This is a genomic window from Bradyrhizobium sp. ISRA464, from assembly GCF_029910095.1.
In the GTDB taxonomy this organism is placed as follows: Bacteria; Pseudomonadota; Alphaproteobacteria; order Rhizobiales; family Xanthobacteraceae; genus Bradyrhizobium.
In genome coordinates this window covers 6,455,017-6,475,290 of sequence record NZ_CP094526.1, presented here as the reverse complement: position 1 = coordinate 6,475,290, position 20,274 = coordinate 6,455,017, and the positions used below count along the sequence as shown (strand labels likewise).

Annotated in this window: 17 protein-coding genes and 2 pseudogenes; 13 read left to right on the top strand and 6 right to left on the bottom strand. The window is 58.9% G+C overall.

The genetic code is table 11. The features are described from left to right. Positions 1–401: 401 nt before the first annotated feature. On the bottom strand, positions 402–818 hold the full coding sequence (locus tag MTX19_RS30205; RefSeq protein WP_280980558.1) for a GtrA family protein: 417 nt from the start codon (positions 816–818) through the stop codon (positions 402–404). Between the two features lie 1,529 nt (positions 819–2,347). Here MTX19_RS30205 and tnpB point away from each other — a divergent pair. Beyond that, positions 2,348–2,503, top strand: coding sequence for an IS66 family insertion sequence element accessory protein TnpB (gene tnpB, locus MTX19_RS30200; protein ID WP_280980557.1), 156 nt, complete (start codon positions 2,348–2,350; stop codon positions 2,501–2,503). 7 nt (positions 2,504–2,510) lie between these two features. On the opposite strand, the pseudogene MTX19_RS30195 reads toward tnpB, so the two are convergent. Further along, positions 2,511–3,122 (bottom strand): annotated as a pseudogene (locus MTX19_RS30195) (tyrosine-type recombinase/integrase); the annotation flags it as partial. A gap of 130 nt (positions 3,123–3,252) precedes the next feature. Here MTX19_RS30195 and MTX19_RS30185 point away from each other — a divergent pair. After that, positions 3,253–4,141: pseudogene (locus MTX19_RS30185) on the top strand (DDE-type integrase/transposase/recombinase); the annotation flags it as partial. A 134-nt stretch (positions 4,142–4,275) separates the two neighbouring features. Here MTX19_RS30185 and MTX19_RS30180 read toward each other — a convergent pair. Beyond that, a complete protein-coding gene (locus tag MTX19_RS30180; RefSeq protein ID WP_280980556.1) occupies positions 4,276–4,500 on the bottom strand; it encodes a helix-turn-helix transcriptional regulator in 225 nt (74 codons plus the stop codon). A 198-nt stretch (positions 4,501–4,698) separates the two neighbouring features. Continuing rightward, complete coding sequence (locus MTX19_RS30175) at positions 4,699–4,923, bottom strand: helix-turn-helix transcriptional regulator (RefSeq protein ID WP_179733551.1); 225 nt, start codon at positions 4,921–4,923, stop codon at positions 4,699–4,701. 741 nt (positions 4,924–5,664) lie between these two features. Between MTX19_RS30175 and MTX19_RS30170 the strand changes: the two genes are divergently transcribed. Together MTX19_RS30170 and MTX19_RS30165 are read left to right on the top strand one after the other, a co-directional pair. Beyond that, positions 5,665–5,940 (top strand): DUF2285 domain-containing protein, encoded by a 276-nt coding sequence (locus MTX19_RS30170; RefSeq protein WP_280980555.1) that lies wholly within the window; start codon positions 5,665–5,667, stop codon positions 5,938–5,940. Positions 5,941–6,535: 595 nt separating this feature from the next. Next, positions 6,536–6,895: a DUF2285 domain-containing protein gene (locus tag MTX19_RS30165; protein ID WP_280980554.1), complete on the top strand. Its 360-nt coding sequence runs from the start codon at positions 6,536–6,538 to the stop codon at positions 6,893–6,895. Between the two features lie 242 nt (positions 6,896–7,137). Here the strand turns inward: MTX19_RS30165 and MTX19_RS30160 are convergent, their stop codons facing one another. Beyond that, positions 7,138–8,049 carry a LysR family transcriptional regulator gene (locus MTX19_RS30160; protein WP_280980553.1) on the bottom strand — a complete coding sequence of 304 codons (912 nt, stop codon included), beginning with the start codon at positions 8,047–8,049 and terminating at the stop codon, positions 7,138–7,140. A 387-nt stretch (positions 8,050–8,436) separates the two neighbouring features. Next, the gene (locus MTX19_RS30155) at positions 8,437–9,087 is read right to left on the bottom strand and encodes an isocitrate lyase/phosphoenolpyruvate mutase family protein (protein WP_280980552.1); all 651 of its coding nucleotides are present in this window, start codon (positions 9,085–9,087) and stop codon (positions 8,437–8,439) included. 427 nt (positions 9,088–9,514) lie between these two features. On the opposite strand from MTX19_RS30155, the gene MTX19_RS30150 reads away from it, so the two are divergent. From MTX19_RS30150 to MTX19_RS30110, 9 genes are all read left to right on the top strand, one after another. After that, a complete protein-coding gene (locus MTX19_RS30150; RefSeq protein WP_280985605.1) occupies positions 9,515–10,963 on the top strand; it encodes an ABC transporter substrate-binding protein in 1,449 nt (482 codons plus the stop codon). Between the two features lie 80 nt (positions 10,964–11,043). After that, positions 11,044–11,529, top strand: a complete 486-nt coding sequence (locus MTX19_RS30145) for a hypothetical protein (RefSeq protein ID WP_280980549.1) — start codon at positions 11,044–11,046, stop codon at positions 11,527–11,529. 23 nt (positions 11,530–11,552) lie between these two features. Next, positions 11,553–12,539, top strand: coding sequence for an ABC transporter ATP-binding protein (locus tag MTX19_RS30140; RefSeq protein WP_280980548.1), 987 nt, complete (start codon positions 11,553–11,555; stop codon positions 12,537–12,539). After that, on the top strand, positions 12,536–13,534 hold the full coding sequence (locus MTX19_RS30135) for an oligopeptide/dipeptide ABC transporter ATP-binding protein (RefSeq protein WP_280980547.1): 999 nt from the start codon (positions 12,536–12,538) through the stop codon (positions 13,532–13,534). Before MTX19_RS30140 ends, MTX19_RS30135 begins: the two co-directional genes overlap by 4 nt. Then, positions 13,534–14,469, top strand: coding sequence for an ABC transporter permease (locus tag MTX19_RS30130; protein ID WP_280980546.1), 936 nt, complete (start codon positions 13,534–13,536; stop codon positions 14,467–14,469). The genes MTX19_RS30135 and MTX19_RS30130 overlap by 1 nt, the downstream gene beginning before the upstream one ends. A gap of 42 nt (positions 14,470–14,511) precedes the next feature. Further along, on the top strand, positions 14,512–15,348 hold the full coding sequence (locus MTX19_RS30125; protein ID WP_280984917.1) for an ABC transporter permease: 837 nt from the start codon (positions 14,512–14,514) through the stop codon (positions 15,346–15,348). Positions 15,349–16,171: 823 nt separating this feature from the next. After that, positions 16,172–17,743: a porin gene (locus MTX19_RS30120; protein WP_280980545.1), complete on the top strand. Its 1,572-nt coding sequence runs from the start codon at positions 16,172–16,174 to the stop codon at positions 17,741–17,743. Positions 17,744–18,377: 634 nt separating this feature from the next. Further along, on the top strand, positions 18,378–18,617 hold the full coding sequence (locus MTX19_RS30115) for a hypothetical protein (protein WP_280980544.1): 240 nt from the start codon (positions 18,378–18,380) through the stop codon (positions 18,615–18,617). 154 nt (positions 18,618–18,771) lie between these two features. Further along, positions 18,772–20,199, top strand: a complete 1,428-nt coding sequence (locus MTX19_RS30110; protein WP_280980543.1) for an MATE family efflux transporter — start codon at positions 18,772–18,774, stop codon at positions 20,197–20,199. Positions 20,200–20,274: the final 75 nt, after the last annotated feature.

Genomic DNA, 20,274 nt, shown 5'->3' with positions numbered 1-20,274 from the left:
AGTGTTGTCCGCGGAGCCGCCCAGCATTCAGAAGTCGCTTCTGCCACCTATAGTCTGCATCATCCGTCATTCTCAATTCCCTATGAGTTGGGCGAGGATCCGCCGCGAATACATGCTCGCGGAGCTTTCCTCGTGAGCTCGAGTATCTTTCTTACTTTGGTCCCGCGTACTTATCTTGTAGATATCTTGATTGGAAGTCGTAGCTCTGTAGGTTTCTGGCGATGTCCGCTATCGAACCAGCTTGAGGAGCTTGTACCGCACTTGACCTCCGCAATCTCCTCCAAGAACTGGTGGAGCCATCGCCTAGGTCCGCAGAGTCCGATGGGTCTGACAATCGATCTCATTGCGGCTAAACGCTACGGGTCTTCATTGAAGCGCTGCGTCGCGATCGGAACTCGTCTTCATCGGGACCGACCAAATACCAGGTAGCGATTGACCACGTAAGAGAGCAGAGCAAGTAGCGGAAGGGCGAGAAGTTGTCCGGCAAGGGGCGATATTGCGAGAGCAGTCAATTCGTGGAGCAGTAGAATATTGACTAGCCAAACGGCTGCGCAGCCAGCCACAAATGGGAGGAGTGCGGAAAGCCTTCGATTGCGAAACACCAGCCTTCCGGTGGAATGAAAATTGAATACAGCACCGCATGGTGTCGCGAGTGTTATGGCAAGTTGATGAGATCCGAGCAGAAGGTAGAAAAGCGCAAACAAGGCATAACCGAAGGCTGTGTTGACGATACCGACCAGCACAAATTTGACGAAATTGATCAGTGTGTGCTCACTGTCTGAGTCAGAGACGCCACTTGGCCGGATGTCATTTGCCATGACCGGCCCTCACGCGACCTGCAAGCGCATCCAGAATACGCAATAGGATCTCAAAGGAGTGCCCTAAGGGTCGATATGCGAACGAAAGTGCTTTCCGAAAATTGGGAACAAACGCCGCTCGGGATCTCCAGGGGCTGTCGGCGGCCTGTGTACACTGGATTCGAGTGGTGGCACGCTCGAGGAGTTCATGTTTGTTGACAAGGCTTTTGGTGTAGAGATCGATTGCGCGCATTGTGAACTTCCGCCAGCCGCAAGCCGTCGATGAGGACTTCCAACTCGATGAATCCGACAGATTTACGCATCATCGGATCCGGCAGGTAACAAGGGCCCTGACATAATTGATGGGTGACTTGATTATATCGCCGCTATTCCTGAAGCTCGCCGTGGTCCCGCACAGCTCGAGCGTATTGATGGTATAAGTGATGCGGCTTTCTAGGAACCGCGAGACCATCCTTTGGCGAGTTTTCTTCACGCGGGAGTCCCTGGCCGGGAAAGGCATCTGAAGCGGCGTGCCTGGTTGATCCGCTTGCAAAGCCGTCCGCTTTCGCCGAACCTTATCAGGAGACGTTGATCTTCGTCGCCTATGTGGCAAGCAGAGAGCCTCGTCAGAGAATGCCCGAGGCTCAATCGGCAAAGCCCCATCGCAAACGCCTGACGTAAGAGCCATCGCTTCAGCGCCGGCTCTTTCTCAGGCCAGCAGTCGACATGCTACGCGCAGAATTTGTAAACAATTCTGGAGGTGTGGGTTGTTTATTGACCATGCGTGTGGAGCCCCAAATCTTGTGACGTGATTCTTGAATAAGCTCCTCTCCATCATGTATCAGCCTCTGGAGGTTCACGACCTCCATTCACGCCATCGTCCGAGCTCGCCGCCGCTGATAAACTACGGAGCTTTAGTCCCGGACCGGTAGTCGATCTCAACGCTGAAGAGTACAGCCAGAGGAAAAGGGGCGGCCACTACCAATTTTGGAGAGAGGCGCAAATCCACTCTCGATTTACATATTCGCTCAATCATCTATCTTAGGATGCTTGGGACTGGAGACTTGGGACGACGTTGCGCCCACCGCTGACCTCGATTCGCAATGCGTGGAATTGCCTCAGCTGCGATAGGTAGTCGTCTTGATTTCAGCAATCTTCTTTTCATCGCGCTCTTGCTTTCAAGGCGTGAGTAACCGGGCGATCGCTCCGTCAGCCATACGGGATTGAGGATAGAAGTTCGCTGCGCCAATCCGAGTGAAATGCCTTCGTAGTAGCTGCTGCCCGCCGCTCAGTTGGGGCGGCGCCCAAGTAGGGGAGACGCGCTGACAGGCTTACGATTGGCGACGCTGCTTTCGCCAGAGCGGCGAATTGCCATCGTGCGAGGCGTCGCAGTTGACATTCACGCCGCTGCTGGTGGAGGCGCCGTTAGAGTAGTGTCAGGTCCCGGCAGTCGAGCTCGAGATTGCGATTGGCGACGTCGTTGTGCGGACGAACGGGGCGATAGATGGGAAGCAGCTGTCTCGGGTGATTCCCGCGGCGCGAGCGCCACGATGATCGTGCCCGGCGCCGAGCTGAAGATTTATATCTCGACGCGGCCTGTCGACTTCCGCTTTGGCCACGATGGCCTTGCTGCGAAGGTGCAGGAGACGCTTGGTCTCGACCCGTTCTTATGCGTCGGACGAGATTATGTGGCGGGGGCGCCCTAACGCCGGCTCACGGCTGGATTCCTCTGCCACAGGGCCAGCAGTTGCGGGACGGTATCATTTGGCCTGAAGCGCGCTGCGGTCGCCTGAGACGCCCGCCTTCTCGAGTCTCCGGCGCCATCATCTCGACATCCGCAGCGGCGCATCGGTGGGTTGTGGCGACCTGAGCGTGGCCAAGCCAGGCCTGGATCGTTAGGAGGTCCACGCCTGACGGGAGAAGCTTCATGGCGAGGGAATGCCGGAAGATGTGCGGCGATGTCGGCTTGCCTCCAAGGTTGGCTTGGTGGACCCGGTCTGGGAGGCGGCACGCCGCACGATGTGTGTCGCGCCGAAACGCGCAAGCGCTGTTATGGACCCCGACGAAGATCGGCCGCGGTTCGTGATGGGCGAGGCCGCGTTCGCTCAATAGGTCAGTTAGCGATCGCACCCGACCCTGCGGAGTGGCAACAACGCGATCTCGGCATTCCGGACCGGCACGAAGCCTGTGCGCCTGAAAGTGCGCTGCCGTCGCGAACTTGCGCCGCCACACCGTCAGCAGCCCATGGACAACGCCATGGCGCCGAGCGACTTCGGAAATATTGGCCTCTTCCTCGAAGCTCTCCGCCACGATTGGGGCCTTCTCTTCCGCCGTCCAGTGCCCTGCCTAGCATCAAGCATGGCATCTGCCATAGCCCACCTCCAAAGACAGTTCATGCCCGGCTGTATCGCATCTCATTCGCGCGATGCCCAGGTGGGGGCTCATACCGGTTACGAAATAGCTACTGGCGGACTGTCAGGAGATGCTGCAGGATGTAATCTGCCGAAAGCTATGATGCCTGGCCGGAAGCGCAACCCGGTCGACGAAGTCCGCAACGAATGGCAGCGTTTCAATCCGCAGGGGTTGGCGGCGCTAGAGTTTTACAGGTCGACCTACCATTACACGCCACGTCGCTCCGGCCAGGGCCGCCCTCGAACAGAAGATCAAGGAGATCTGTCATGCTCCGCGTTCGCTGCGGCTATCGCTTCGTTCGCGTGCTACTGCGTCGTGAATGGTGGCGCCAGGCCAGAACAAGACCGGCGCGTCTACCGCGAGTGTGCCCTGCAATTGCGCTACAAAGCGCTCAAGCGCCGCGTCAAGGCCAAGCTGCGCGATGACCGCAAGCCGGCGACGCGATCCAATGACACCGGGGCGATGGACTTCGTCCATGATCGGTTGGCAAAAGGGCACAAGCTTCGCGTGCTTGCGATCGTCGATATCTTCTCGCGATTCTCACCGGCGCTGACGCCACGATTCACCTTCCGCGGCGCCGACGACATGGTGGTGCTGGAAAGGGCCTGCAAGGAAGTGGGCTTCCCGGCGACAATCCGCGTCGATCAAAGGCAGCGAGTTCGTGTCGCGCGATCTTGACCGGCGGGCCTACCCGCGCGGCGTCACGCTGGACTTCTCGCGGCCCGGCAAGCCAACCGACAAGCGTTCATCGAGGCCTTCAACGCTTCTGGGCCGAATGCCTCAACGCCCATTGGCTCCTGTCCCTTGCGGACGCCCGGGAAAAAGTGGAGGATTGGCGCACATACTATAATGAAGTACGGCTCCGATGGAGCGATCGGCATCAACCGCCGATTTTTGCTGCAAAACTGGCGCAACCAACTCGCCAAAAGTGATTAGAGGTCCAAAACTTTCGTTCTGAGTGGTTCTAACTTCGGCCTCGCTGCACACTCATGTCGGACTCTAACTCCTTCTGGAGGAAATACTCGGGGGCAGATCAGGAGGAAGACGTGTATTGAGATGTGTTTACCTAGCGGCCTCTCTTTCCGGACCGTTTCAGGAACTCAGCGGGCTCAACGTCGAGCGTGTCGGCAAGGCGACCTATGATTTTGATGCTGACGTAGTACGTGCCCTTTTCAAGCTTGCTCAAATAGCTCCTGCTAATCTCGGCCTCGAAGGCAAGTTCGTCCTGGGACCATCTCCTCGCATTGCGCAGACGGCGCAAATTGGTGGCGAATGTCTCCCGCAAATCCATGCGGGACAGGAAGCCGGTTGTTCGACATACTGCACCTCGATATACTTCACAAAACGTCGTCTCATGCGCATTGAGAACCGAAACTGCTCAATCTGCCGCGTGTGCGCCGACGGAGATCGTCTCCTGGACCAGCATTCAACGGCTACGGTAGCCAGAAGAAATGGATTGAGAGCAACACCTGTATCGAGGTGGGTCTAGCTAGCGCCCTCTCTTTGAAGGCCGTTTCAAGAACTCAGCAGGCTCAACGTCGAGCTTGTCGGCAAGGCGACCTATGATTTTTATGCTGACGTAGTACTCGCCCGTTTCAAGCTCACTCAAATAGCCCCGGCTTATCTTTGCCTCGAAGGCAAGCTCGTCCTGCGACCATCCCCTCGCATTGCGCAGACGGCGCAAGTTAGTGGCGAATGTCTCCCGCAGGTCCATGCAGGAAAGGATGCCGCTTGCTCAATATACTGCACCTCGATATACTCGACAAAATGTCGTCGCGTGTCCGTTGGGAACGGAAACTGCATCAATCTGCTCGCATGCTTAAGATCAACCGGAACCCGCCACTCAATCCTCACCGATCCTGCTTCGGATACTTCAGTGCTCACTGCCCGTGACGAGCGGCACTTCATCATCTGCTGGCAACTTCTTGATACCGAAGCCGCTGACGCCGGCTGGAAAGACGTTGCTCGGATCGTACTGCATATCAATCCAGATCGCTGGGCGGAACGTGCTCGCGAGGCGTTGGTGGGCGCAAAACGGACAGCCAGCAAACCAAGATTACGGTGTTTCCTGGCTGCGCGACCAAGCAAATCGAGACACCTGGCATACGAAATTGAGAACGAGTTCTCGCCAGCCGGCCGGGCCGCGCGACCAAGCCATCCGGTAGCGAGCACGCAACGCGTCGCGCAAATCGCACGACCTCGATTCGGTCTCGCAGGCAAGAAGTGAACACACTGGCTGGACCGCAAATCTGCTGATCAGGCTGCGAGCGACATGAACTGCAATCAGATGGAGAACGATCGACAACCAAGGATGCCAAAGTTTCCCGTGGTGGGCTCCAATCTCGGCGGGATTCCCGCGGATCGCAACAATTGGGCGGTACCAAGGTGCCGTGAATACGGTTGCCATCGATTCGATTTGGATAGAGGTTATTCAGTTTGTTAGGAGTTCCAGGCAGTGTCGGCCGATCCGAAGATTGCAGATGTGGCGCCCAACGCGCCTGAGCTTACGCCATACGACGAGCAGCACGTCGTTACCTACATGCGCCTTCTCGATGCACAGGCGGATAATGCAGATTGGCGCGAAGTCGCGCGCATTGTGCTCGGTGTTGATCCGGTCCTTGAGCCGGATCGCGCGCGCCGTGCTTTCGACACTCATTTGGCTCGGGCCAAATGGATGGCGCGTCACGGCTATCGTCATCTCCTGCGACGCGGTTGGCCGAAGGGTGAATAATGGATGCTCTTGAAGGGAACGTGATTCCTTGTCCAGCTCTAATCGCAAAAATTGATTGTTCCATCGTCGGAGCACATCAATATTCAAACAAATGCATTGACGCAACCAGAAATCGTCACAATCGCGGGCTGCAATTCCCTTGCATGGACGTGCGGGGAAGAAAGTAGGATGGCAGCTGCTGACTGGAGATCAAAGCAAGCATATCCTGACGCCAAGGCGGCAGAAACTGAGGACATAGCCTGGGAATGTCTACGTCGCGACCTTGCGTATGAAAGAGACTATGAGGTCCTGACCAGCAGCGAACGATCCGACGCGACGACGGATCACTTCCGGGGGAAGTGGGGGCTTTCGTTTCGCCGCGGATCCGCGAACGGCGTTCGACAAACAAGCCATTTTCTGGGCGCCCGAGGCGCTGTCGACCGTGCTGTCCGTCCACCCAGCTACCGCTTTGAAGTCGTCCAAACGGTACGACCTGGATCTCGGCAAACTGTCGGGTAGCGAGCTTCGACGGGCGCCAGATGGATGGCATGCCATCGTGCCGCTCGGAGGAGCGAAACACCGTCTTTGGCTGAGAGAACTGCCATCGAGCCGCTCAGTGATTGTCGTCGACCTGCCGCTCGACCGCGATTTCGACATTCGATCGCAGGCGGCACAGCGCTTCTGGCGAGCGCTCGAACAGCGTCCCCTCGGCCCGTCTCCACGTGCTCTGCCAATCCAGACCCGGCATCGGCTCATTCTTGCTCTGCGTGCCGCAGATGGATGGCTGGAAGGAAACAGCTATCGCAAAGTCGCGCAAGGCCTGTTCGGCGCGCTTCGCATGCCCGATCGAGGATGGAAAACAAGCGATCTGCGCAGCCGGATCATTCGCCTGGTCAAGATGGGGCTGCGTCTTGTCCGGGGCGGTTATCGCGCTTTGCTCCGTCACAAGCGCAAAGACAAGTACGATGAGTTATAAGCTCTGATCTGTCGCGGCTGTACCGGAAAACAACCGGCAGGTAAGCTAAGTGATGTCATCCTTGCGCTTTTGGTATCCTTGGCATTGCTTCGCTTCGGTTTTAGTGACCGCGGAAGGACTATAGATGAATGGAAAGGACTAGATTGGTTTGCACTATTCGTCTCGCCGCTTGAATGATCGGCCACGTTGGGCTGCGGTCTCTGTGTCTATATACCTAGTTTGTATTATCAGTTGATGCGGTATTAGGCGGCTTCCGGGATTGCGGCCTTTTTGCAGAGCCGAGCGATCCATCGGCAGAAGGCACGAGCGATTTCAGGATTGTCGCTGCGATCGACCGCGTAGGCGCGATACTGCATGCCACTGGGAGCCCGCGATCCTGGTATCGCATGCAGCGCGCCGCCGCGCACGAGTTCGCTGACAATGATTTCAGGCGCTACCAGCAAGCAGTTTCCCGTGATGGCAGCCGGTAGAGCAAGGTAATTGTGATCGTATCGCGCTCCCGACTTTATATCTTTTGTGGTGAGATTCATCGCCCTCAGCCATGTGGGCAGGATATCCGGCCGAGATGTGATGTTCAAAATTGGCATCGAACGAACAACGGAGAGCGTTTTTCCCGCTACGTGATTTGGAGACCCTACGCATACAAGTGTCTCATTGTAGATCTCCCAATCGTCGGCTGGTTCAACGACGGAAAGATCACGAGTAATCAAGACGTCGAAATTGTCGGAGGATGTTGGCGGAGACAATGAACTGATCACGTCCACGATTACGCCGCCCATCTCAGCAGAGAACGCCTGGAGATTCGGAATCAGAACGGAGTAGGCAAAAGTGGAAAGCGAGGTGCGGACCACAATCCGATTGGCGTCGTCAGGTCGATTCCGGCGCCGCATTCTCTTGGCGGTAAAGCACACTGTATCAAGCGGTTCGGCAACGGTGTTTACAAAAAGCCGTCCGAATTCCGTCAACTCGCTGCGCCGACCCTTCCGTTCCACGAGGTCTGCACCAAAGTAGTCTTGCAACACAGCCAGATAACGGCTGACCGAGCTCTGTGTTGTTCCCAATGTGCTAGCTGCGCGTGTTACACTTCCCTCTCGTGCAATCGTCACAAACACTCGGATCGCATTGAGGGGCACTCCATCGTGTTCGGCGGCCATCTTCCGCTCCGGTAGCATCTTGAATGTCCGCTAATTGTCGCGGTAGGTCATTGTCAAAAATGAAGGCTCCATCACATTATTCGATGTGTATAGCCGGATTACTGCCTATCAATGATACCTCGCGCGCAAAATCGGCCTCTTTGGTACGATACGTGCGATCGGACTCACGACTTCAATGATCGTCGACGGCTGTCTTCAGGGGTTTATCTAAGCGGAAGGTGAGGATGGTCGTCCCGATCACTGGCTCTCGCCTCGACGAGCGCGCAACGTTTTAGATGAAAAGCCTTTTACTCAGATTGTCCCCGACAGCTCAGGGTAGCGCTGGGCGGAGGTCACGCGCTGAATATGGTCTCAAGATCTCGCTGGTGACAGAGGGGACCGCAGCGTTCAGCGAAGGAAGCTAGCTTCGATCGCCTTAACCTCATGCATATTCTGAAACCTGAAGGTCTCCTCCACTGGCAGGATGTCCTTGCGGACGTTCTGGACACCGCTGTCGGCCATGATTCGGCAGAAAGTCTCCTCCATGGCAGTGCCGGAGGCGCGGATGCCGCAATTGCCGTAGATCATCATGCGGACATTGCGCAGCGTCTTGACCCGCTTGGCGTCGAGATCCGGGTAAGCGTTCGGCACGATCACGAGCGGCGCCGATCCGATCCAGGCGCGCGAAAAACTCTCGGTCTCGCAAGGATCCTTCTTTTTCGAGTGGATCAGGATCTGGTCGGCGCCAGGCCCCACATAGGCTTGGGCCCTATGCAGGGCTTCCGCCTCGCCGAGACCTGCTATTAGGGCTTCGGTCCGCGCGATGACAAGAAAGTCCGGGTCCCGGCAGCCTCGATCTTGCCGCGGAATTCCACCATGCGCAGCAGTTCCTGACGCCCATCGGCAACGAGGCTCGTCATTGTCGATAGCAACGGCTCGCAAATTCATCGATATATTTCCCTCCGCCAGACATCGCCTCGATGGCGGCATATTGCGAGATTGAGTGGCGTGTGAAGAGGTTTGGCTTTGGATCGGGTTCGTGGCCTTGATCAGTGGCAAGGTCCCACACCATAACCCTACGCACCAACCAGTGATTGCGTTGAGAGATACGGCTTCCTCGTTCTTCGTTTTCGTCCCCGGAGATCCATGGATCATCGCATGTTCGTAAGTTCACGTCGACTTATTCGATGAATGTCATTCTACCGTAGCAGTGCAGGTTTCTAAGGTCGTGCACATTCGCGAGATGCCTAGACGGGATAGACGTTCGATTTCTGTGATCTGCCATGTCTCATGCTGATCTCGAAGTCACGACTATGGCATCCTTAATCGTTTAAAGCGGACTCCGGAGGCGGTGATGACCCCGATAAATCTGACGCGACGACAAGCGCTCACTGGCGCCCTTTCGGCAAGCATGTTGGCCAGCACGGGCCTGGGAGCTGCCGAGGGCGACCTTCAGAAGCTGGCGCGTCCCCGGCTGAGAGTTGGAATGTCCGGATTTCCTCGCGCATTCGATCCAGTCATTGCGACCGACACTGCGATTCGCCGGATCATGCCGCAGCTTTTCGATACGCTTATCACCTTCGACCACGGCCAGGACATGACGCTGCAGCCCAGCTTGGCTGAGAGGTGGGAGCGGATCGACGCGCAGTCGCTACGACTTTTTTTGCGTAAGGGCGTAACTTTTCACGACGGTACCCAGCTGACTGCCGAAGACGTCGCCTTCAGCCTGGGTCCCGACCACCTGTTGGGACCTGGGCGCAGCGGAATGTCAGAGGCGCTGCAGTCGCTTGACCGCCTTGAGAAGGTCGAAATTGTCGATCCCTACACCATCGTCGTGCGTGCAAAGGGCGCTGACGCGCTGCTCGAGCAGCGGCTCGCCGCTTGGGGATCGGAGATCGTCAGTAAGCGCGCCTTCGCGGCGGCGGGATCGTGGGAGCGCTGGATGACGGCACCCGTCGGAAGCGGGCCGTACAAGCTGGTCGATCATAAGCTCGACATCCATGTCACGTTGGCCGCGCATAATGCGTATTGGGGCGGACGGCCGCCATTCGAAGGTATCGAGTACCGCATCGTTCCCGAACTCTCCGCGCGCGTCAACGGCCTGCTCGCCAGCGAGGTCGATATCGTGACCGACATTCCACCGGACCAGTTCGACGGCATCCAGAAGCGTACCGATCTCGAGGTCGTGGGCGGCGCTGTGCAGAATATCCGCTCCCTCGTGCTTGATCAGACCGATCCAGTTCTGAAGGATGTACGCGTCCGCCGCGCGATGAGCCTTGCACTCGATCGCAGGCTGATCGTGGAAAGCCTGTGGGAGAACCGGCTTCCGATCCCGAATGGCTATCAGCTGCCGAGCTATGGCGCAGGCTATATCGAAGAATTCCCGCCGCTTGCCTATGACCCCGAGAAAGCAAAGGAGCTGCTCGCGGCGGCGCGCTACCATGGAGAGCAGATCACCTATCGCCTGCTCAACAATTACTATCCCAATCAGGTCTCCACCGCGCAGACCATGATCGAGATGTGGCGTGCTGTTGGGCTGAATGTCGAAATCCAGATGATGGAAAATTTCGCGCAAGTTCAAGCTCAACCGGTGCGGGCCATCTTTGATACGTCCAACACGGCGCTGTTTCTCGATCATCTCGGCCATCCCTGGCGCGAATATGGTCCGAGCGGCTCCCTGCCAAAGTCGATCGGAATCTGGAGGAACGAGGAATATTTCTCCCTCGGCGAGAAGCTGCAGGAAGCCGTCCAGCCGGAACAGCGCCGGCCGATCATCCGTCGGATGCTCGAAATCATCAACGAGGTCGATCCGCCTTGCGTGATCCTGCACGTGTCAGGACAGTTCTACGGCAAGCGCCGCGACGTGCCGTGGTTGCCGGGGCTGACGCTCGATCTCAATTTCGGACCGTCCAACAAAGCTCTGATCCGGACCTGACCGTAATGATGGACGGCTCCAATCTACGATCTTGCATCAATCCCCGGTTTGGGGGCTCTCCTCAACGGAGAATCGTCCTGATGATCCCGCCCGGCAATATCATCGCCGATGGCAATCCTGCGATCCAGTGCGAACAGACCGGCCGACGCGACAACCGCGCCCTTGAGGATGCCGGGACGCTGCGTCGCGTTCATGGTGGCGCGGCTCCAAGCTATCGCCTCGATCTGACGGCGCAACTGTCGGTTACGAAGCGCCCAGAGATCGGGCATGAGGGCGAGGTGCTGGCCGCTGAAGCTATCCTGCCATTGTTCGAGATGCGTACGAACGAGGCAATTTCTGAGCCGGTTGCCACGATCGGGAGGATGCTTGACGAGCGGTCGGGTAGCCTGGCGGTCACCATCGATACCAGCAAGGTTCGGGCACGCGGACGCACATCTTGTGCAATCGGCCGCCGGCGTCTGGATCCTTGCGACGGATCACCATCCCTGGAGTTCCTCGCCGCGCTGACGTCGCGGTCCTGCGGCCGCAACGATGCCGCTCGCTTTGAACAGATGCAGCCGCGATGATGCGCCAAGGGCAGGGACCTCAGATGGAGCAGATTCTTGAGATCACTGGTCTGCGTGTCGCGTTCGACGGTGTGCCGATGCTGCGTGGGATCGATCTCACGCTCGCGCGGGGTGAATCGCTAGGCATGGTCGGCGAAAGCGGTTGCGGCAAGTCCGTGACATGGCTTGCGGCGCTTGGACTTTTAACCCGGCGCGCTCGGATAACGGGCAGCGTACGCTTGGCCGGCGAGGAGCTTCTGCACGCGCCCGCCTCTTGCCTCGATAGGGTACGCGGTGGTCGAATCGCCATGATCTTTCAGGATCCGGCGAGCGCGCTCAATCCAGTGCACACGGTCGGCGATCAGATCATCGAGGCCCTGCGGCTCCATCGCGGCATGGACCGGCGCACCGCATTGGCCGAAGCGCGGCGCCTGCTGGACCAGGTTGGCATTCCCGATGCGGCGCGCCGGGTTGGCGCCTATCCGCACGAACTCTCCGGCGGGCAGAGCCAGCGCGCCATGATCGCCATGGCACTCGCCGGGCAGCCCGATGTCTTGATTGCTGATGAACCCACGACCGCCTTGGACGTCACCATTCAAGCGCAGATCCTTGACCTTCTGCAGCACATCCAGCGCGAGACGGGCATGGCGCTGGTGCTGATTTCGCATGATCTGGGCGTCGTCGGCCAGATTTGCGAACGCATCCTGGTCCTCTACGCGGGTCACATCGTCGAAGAATTGCCCGCGGATCGCCTCTTTGACCAGCCTATTCACCCCTATACCCGAGGTCTGCTTGCAGCGCTTCCCAGCCTGGAAGCGCCACGGCACCGCTTGCCGGCCATTCCGGGTGTGGTTCCAAACGCAGCAGATTTTCCGCCAGGCTGTCCGTTCGCCCCGCGTTGTGATCTGCGGATCGAACGCTGCGGTGCATGGGTGACTGAGCTCGCGTCGCTCCGTGGCGATGCCCGACACAGGGCCGCCTGCTTGCATGTTACCGGCGAACCGCCTGGGGGTGAGGTCGTGGCTGCATGACGAGGACTGCTCCGCCGCTTCTCCAAGCCGATCGGCTGGTCCGCCATTATTGTTTGCGACAGGGCCTGTTCCGACATCAAGCGATGGTCTATGCCGTCAATGGGCTCTCTCTGAAATTGGCGCGTGGCGAAACGCTCGGATTGGTTGGCGAATCCGGCTGCGGTAAGTCCACGGCCGGCCGGCTCCTGATCGGCCTGGAACAGCCCGATGCCGGCGTGGTCACCTTCGGCGGGGAAGCTTTACCTCCCATTGGCGATATTCAATGGCGGCGTCTGAGGATGCGGATCCAAATGGTGTTTCAGGATCCGCTGGGCGCGCTCGATCCTCGCCTGACCATCGGCGCGCAGATCGCCGAGCCGCTCGAAATTCATCGGATCGGCAGCAGGTCCGAACGTGAGGATCGGGTCAACGTGCTGTTCGCCGATGTCGGGCTCAGACCCGACCACGTCAAGCGCTATCCGCATGAGCTTTCAGGCGGCCAGCGCCAACGTGCCGTCTTGGCCCGTGCGCTCGCGACCAATCCAGATCTCATCGTCTGCGACGAGCCGGTATCAGCTCTGGATGTCTCCATCCAGGCGCAAGTGATCAATCTTTTCCATGATCTACGGGAGCGGTGGCGCATGGCGATGATCTTCATCAGCCATGATCTGCGCGTGGTCCGGCAAATCAGCGACCGGATTGCTGTCATGTATCTCGGCGCCATCGTCGAAGAAGGAGTGTCCGACACGGTTCTGCTGGATCCTTTGCATCCCTATTCCAAGGCCCTCGTTTCCGCCGTGCCGAGGCCCGGAAGACGTCGCGATCGCACGACCCTTCAAGGAGATCCGCCGAATCCGGCTGCGCGACCAAGCGGGTGCGCATTCCATCCCCGCTGTCCAGCAGCGCGTCCCATTTGCGCGCGGTTCGCGCCAGAACTCAGATCCGCGCCTGACGGGCGCCGCGTCGCCTGCCATCTGATCGGCGATGGTGACCCCGAGCGCGGAAGGGAAGCATGATGGCTCGCTTCATAGCGATCCGATTGGTGCGCGCGTCGCTCACCATCGGACTAGTGGTCACATTCGCTTTCGTGGTGCTGCGTGCCTCCGGCGATCCCGCCCGCGCGCTGTTATCGCCGGAGACTCCCGCGGCAGCGGTCGAGGCCTTCCGGAAATCATGGGGGCTCGACGCGCCGATCTGGGTCCAATACGCCAGATATCTGGTTGCGGTCGTCCATGGAGATCTTGGCCAATCCATGCGTGACGGGCGGGCCGCCATCGCGGTGGTCGCCGAGCGCATTCCTGTCACGCTGATGCTGACTGTGCCCGCACTCATCCTGAATCTTTGCTTCGGCATCCCGGCCGGCATCTACGCGGCGCTCAAACGCGATCGCCTTGCTGACCGGCTGGTGATGATGGTGGCGGTTGTTGGCTTCACGGTGCCGTCTTTCGTGCTCGGCCTCGTGCTCGTGCTGCTCTTCGCGGTCAAGCTCCCCTGGTTTCCCTCGGGCGGTGCGGGCAGTGGGCCCCATATGGTGCTGCCGGTCTTAACGCTCGGCCTTGCTGGCGCAGCCGTTCTGGCTCGCTTCACCCGCAGCGCCATGCTCGAAGTCCTTGGGCAGCCCTATATCCGCACCGCCAGCGCCAAGGGAGTGCCCTGGTGCAGCGTCGTGACCGGCCACGCCTTGCCCAACGCCGCCATAGCGCTCTTGACCATCATAGGCTTCATGGTTGGCAACCTCATTGCGGGAACGGTCCTCGTTGAAAGCGTCTTTTCATGGCCAGGGATTGGCAGCCTGCTGGTCGTTTCGGTCGCAAGCCGCGATCTGGCCGTCGTCCAGTGCATCATGCTCTTCGTAGCGGCCGCCATGATCACCACTAATGTCGCGGTCGATCTGCTCTATGGCATCCTCGATCCACGCTTGCGCGAATTCCGCTCTGCCGGAGGATCATAATTGTCCGAAATTTCCGCAGAACGGGTTCTGCCGTCTTCCAGGATGGGCAGGCTATGGCGGTGGCGCGATCGTGCAATCGGCGTGGCGGTCGTCTGGCTTGCCCTCATGCTTGCGGTCGCGGTCTTGGCTGATCGCCTCGCCCCTTACGACTATGCAACCCTCGACCTTCGCCATCGACTCGCTCCACCTCTTGGCCTGGGTGGAAGCGCCGCGCACCTTTTCGGCTCGGATGAGCTCGGCCGCGACGTACTTGCGCGTCTCGTCATATCGATCCGTGTGAGCCTTCTTATCGCCTTCGGAGCCACACTGATCAGTGCCGCCCTCGGCACCATGCTAGGCGTGCTCGCCGCTCATTTCCGCGGCTGGGTCGAGCAAGTCATTCTCGCGTGCGTCGATTTCCAGGCAAGCATACCGTTTCTCATTCTGGCGCTCGCGGTGCTCGCGTTTTTCGGCAATTCTCTGCTGCTCTTCGTGGCGCTCGTCGGTCTCCACGGCTGGGAGCGATACGCTCGTGTCACGCGCGCGCTTGCGATGAGCTCGAATGCGCAAGGCTATGCGATCGCCGTGCGCCAGCTTGGCGCAGGGCCATGGCGCGTCTACTTGCGACATATTCTGCCGAACATCGCCTCGACCTTGATCGTCACCATGACGCTTGCGTTTCCGGACGTCATTCTGCTCGAGAGCGGTCTCAGCTTTCTTGGCCTTGGGGTACAGCCGCCGCTTACGTCGCTCGGCAATATGGTTGGCTACGGTCGTGACTATCTGGCGCGTGCGCCCTGGATCCTCGCGCTGCCCTCGCTGGCCATTTCGCTCACGACGCTATCAATTTCGCTCGTCGGCGATTGGCTGCGCGACCGGATCGACAAGACATTGTCTTGAGACCTCCAGTTGAGCGCCTGCTACTAATCTTACCATCCTCTCTCGACAAGCTGCAGCGGACCGGACCATGGCGGACTGGACGATCCAATGGGGGGGCCGGCATGCCGGCGCGGTCCGTGCGGTAGATCAGCCGACCCGTGGTTAGGATTGATGGAATCTGGAGCTGCCATCGCGCTCGCGATGCTGCCGACGCGGTGCATCGCTTGCAAGCGCTGGACCATCGTGGTGACATCACCAAGTGGCTGCACAAGGGGATCGGGACCGAGCGCGCGCTGCTATCTCGGGCGTGAGAAGGTCGCAAGTGTCACGGCAGGCGTTTGATCGGCTGTGTTGTCGTGCCCGATCTGCTGAAGGGTAGGGTGTTTGGGATTGTCGACGGGATCAGCGCGTACATCATTTTATGTTTGCTCGTATTGATCCTGCGCCGTTGCGCCAATCGCTAGCACTTGTGGAAGGCGTTCTGAGGATACTGCAGACGCCGAATAGGGACCTGCGTTGTGATAGCGAGCGCGACGTGAAGCCAAAAAATGGCTTTGCCGCAAATGCAGTGTGTCACAGCCCGCCCGCAGCAGAAATCCCTCTGGCCTGCTGCGTCACGAGAAGAGATTTGAAAGCGCTCCGTCGCGCTGTTTCTAACATGACCAGTACTACGCCCGATTTGCCAGCTTGGTGAGCCGACTCGCGATTGGTCCAGCAGTCGATATTCAATCGATCCATCATCAAATCGGAGCGTCCCATCGCACTATTTGATGTTTGTCACCCAATGGTTGCGTCGGAACGATACTGCCTCGCCCGCACAAGTTCTGACCTAGAGGATAGGGCAATGACATTCTCAAAGATGAGCTCTGATCTATTTCGAACGATCAAAAAGGCTGTCCTGGCGTCAGCGACAGGTCTGATCGCGTTGAGTGGAGCACGGGCAGCTGACCTTCCCGTCAAGGCCAAAGCGATCGAGTACGTGAAGGCTTGCGCGCTGTATGGTGCTGGCTTCTACTACATCCCTGGCACCGACACATGTATCAAGCTGGGTGGTTATCTACGCGTTGACTTGATCGCGAACAGTAACAGCGATTTTGATCCGGCTGCTAATGGTGCGGCAGGGGCGCGGAACCGCTTGAGTAACTTCTACACCTGGCGCTCTCGCGAAGGCTTGAATGTCGACACGCGCACTGCGACCGAGTACGGCGTGGTTCGCACCTTCTTCCAAGGCGTGTTCAGCTGGACTTCGGGTGGCTATGTTGGTGCGGGCGTAGGTGACGCCGGAGGTGCAACCACATATAACGGGGCTATTTCCGGAGGACAGGGCACTGGCGCGATCGCCCAAGGATCGCTCGGCGTCTATTCGGCGTTCATCCAGTTCGCGGGCTTTACTGTGGGTAAAGCCATCTCGCAATTCTCCGCACCTTGGACCAATTATCCGGCGAACAACTTCGATGATCTACCCGGGGGCGGCGGCTGGGTCACTGGCGTGAACCAGCTGACCTATACCGCTGACTTCGGCCAAGGCATTACAGCCTCGGTCTCAGCCCAGGATCAGGTCGCCTATGGCACGACCAACATCTGGAACATAAACGGCGGCACGGCTGCCAGCCTTGCGACAGGGGCGTACGGCGTCAACGACATCGGCGGTTCGCGCTCTCCGGACCTCATCGCAATGATACGCATCGATCAAGCCTGGGGTCTTTTTCAGGCCTCACTTGCTGCACATGACAACCATGCGGCCTATTACGGCGTTGACGAAACGAGCGGCCATCCCGGTGGCAAGTGGGGGTGGGCTGCTCAGTTGGCGTTGTCTCTTAAAAACATCCCGACTGGGGCGGGTGACACGGTCAACTTGTCCGGCGCCTATACGAGTGGTGCCACGCGCTACAATTTCAACGACCTGATGGCGACCACTTACGCGATGTACGGTGGTACGGGGCTGGCGGGCGCTTACCAGAGCGTCGGCCTAGCCGGTCTGTCTGACTCCGCGTTCGTCGCCGGCGCCGGCCAGGAGTTAACCACGACCTACGGCTTCCATGGTGGTTACACGCATAACTGGGATCCACACTGGAATACGAGCCTCTACGGCGGGTGGGCCGCCGTTCGGCATAATAGCACGGCCAAAAGCTATATCTGCAGCGCCTTCGTTGCGAACCTTTCGCTCTCGAGCGGTTCTGCTGGCTGCAATCCAGACTTCAACTACGGGGTCGTTGGTGTTGTCACGCAGTGGACGCCGGTCAAGAACCTGACGTTTTCGGCTGACCTCGCCTACACCATGCTCGACCAAAAATACGCGAGCGGAAGCACGGTTACATTGCCGCCACAGTCGGCCATCGCCAAACCGGCTGCCGTCTACGAGTTGAAGGACCAGAGCACGCTGACCCTGCTACTCCGAGCTCAGCGTAACTGGTGAGTGCAAAACCCAGCGAAAGCAGACAAAGAAAAAGGCTCTATGGACAAAAGTTAACCTCCAAGGAGGCCTCCGACATGCCTGTCGGAGGCCTCCCTGCCTTTTGTATCACAACATTCGATGGAAGATGAGACTTGATGGCCTCAACAGTCTCGAATGCGTTGCACGGCGCGAGTCAAGGGTCGAAGAGTACACCCAGCAAGAGCTTGGTGTCAGGCGCCGAATGCGGCGATCGGTTGCACCATGACCTGCATTGCGAGCATGTGCTATCCGAGTGGAGACGCCGCAGAGGTCTCGGCACGCTGAAGAACTTCGACCGTAGGACGCCAAGGCCCCAGTGTAAGGCCTGCGTAGCCCTTCGACATGCGAATGCTCATCGACCTTGATCTGCTCGAGCTGAAGCTGGGTTGAAGACCTCCAGGCGAATGATCCCGATAAGTCTTCCCAATCGACGAGAGCAGCCCTCCAGCGAGTTAGTCGCAACGTGACGGGTCACACACGAAGCATCATAAGTCCCATCATCGGACTTTGACAAGTTATCGGATCCACGACAGCTCCGATTTGAGCAACTCTGCCTCATCAAGCTCTCCATTGGCACGAACCTTGAAGAGAGGCCGCCTCAGGAGGAGTTGCAGTGATGGCTTACAAGATGATCGCCCTTCAGCTCACCATATGGTCCGAGTTCGAGGTCTCCAACCGGTGCGATCCATCGCACTGCGCGCACGACGTTAGCATCCTGATTGACCACGCTCAGGTCCCAGACGCGCCGGCAACATTGCGTGATGGCGGTGGTCGTCCATTTTTTGGGTTGCCCACCACCTGCCGCATCTTCTTTGCGACAAGGTCGAAAGCGCTGATCGAGATCAAGCAGGTCTGAGCCGTTGGCACGCTTCACCTCTGTGACGCGCAGCCGCAGCGGGCTGCGCATGAGCCAGCATCCGAGGGGCGATCGCGGATTTGAGGCAAGATGAGGAACCTCGCGGAGGAATGGCAATGGTTCGTCCGCCGACACTAGCGGGCTGCGCATTTTCATGGGCAAGACAGCCAAACCAAAGGCGGTATCGGCTTCCCGGCGCCGACTGACGAGAGGGGCGGCCGCCCATCAATTCGCTGTCGAGCTCAGTGAAACCGCGAGACTCGCCTTGCCGATGGTACTGACCCAGGTTGGTCAGATCGCGATGATGACGACTGATCTTGCCTTCATCGGACGCATCAGCGCTGAGGCGCTCGCCGCCGCAGCGCTAGCCGGCCGGTTCTACCTCATCAGCGTCACGCTCGGTGTAGGGCTGATGTCTGCCATAGCGCCTTTGGCGGCGCAGGCGTTTGGGGCGAATAATCTGGCCCTAGTCCGGCGCGCGCTGCGCATGGGCCTATGGGCGGCGCTGATTCTGTCCTTGCCGATTATGGCGATTGCGCTGCAAGGGGAGCAAATACTGCTTGCTCTTGATCAGGCGCCGGACGTGGCGCGGCTCGCCCAGCAATACCTGTTCGGACTAGCGTGGGGCGCAGCGCCGGCGCTGTGCTTTCTGGCCATTCGCAGTTTCATGGGCGCGGTCAATCGGCCGCAGCCGATCTTCTGGATCACGTCGGCAGCCATTCCGATCAATGCACTGCTGGTCTATATGCTCGGCTATGGGAAGCTCGGACTGCCCCGGCTGGAGCTGTTCGGGGCGGGTCTTGCGACCACGCTGGTGAACTGCGGCACGTTTTTGGCCGGCTTGTGGTGCGCTACAAAGCGTCGGCCGTTTGGTGACTACCATGCCTTTGCGCGTCCCTGGCGCTTCGATTGGCCTGTCTTGCGGCAGCTGATCGCGATCGGAACGCCGATCTCAATCGCCTCCTTGATCGAGTCGGGTCTATTCTGGGCCACGGCACTCCTGGCGGGCCTGATCAGCACCAGTGCGCTCGCCGCTCATCAGATCGCGGTTCAGGTCGCCGCGATCCTGTACATGATCTATTTCGGCGTCGGCATGGCGGCCGCTGTGCGGGTTGGCCAAGCGGTCGGCCGCAACGACGGTGGCGGCATCAAACGGGCAAATCGGGCCGCGATGCTGATCGGTGTCGTCATCGCCGCAACGCTAACGCTTGCGGTGATCGCCGCCCGTTTTAAGATCGCTGAGCTGTTTCTCGTTAGAACCGGCGACGATGCCGACACGACGATCGGACTTACGGCAAAGCTCCTCCTGGTCGGCGCAATCCTCTTTATCACTGATGCCGCGCAGTGCATTACGGCTGGTGGTCTGCGCGGACTGAAGGACACGCGGGTGCCACTTCTGTTTGCCAGTATCGCTTGGTGGCTCGTCGGCTTTTCCCTCAGCTACCTGCTTGGTTTGAACATCGGCCTTGGCGTCATTGGTATCTGGATTGGCTTGTCGACAGGGACGACTGTCTACGCAGCACTCCTCATTCTCCGCTTTCGACGCTTGGCAAGCCGGTGCAACGTTACGGTTGAAGCATAAATTATCCGGTGGCGTGCATGACCACCGGGGCGAACTTTTGGGGCGGATGAAACGTGCCGGCCGCAACGAGTCGCC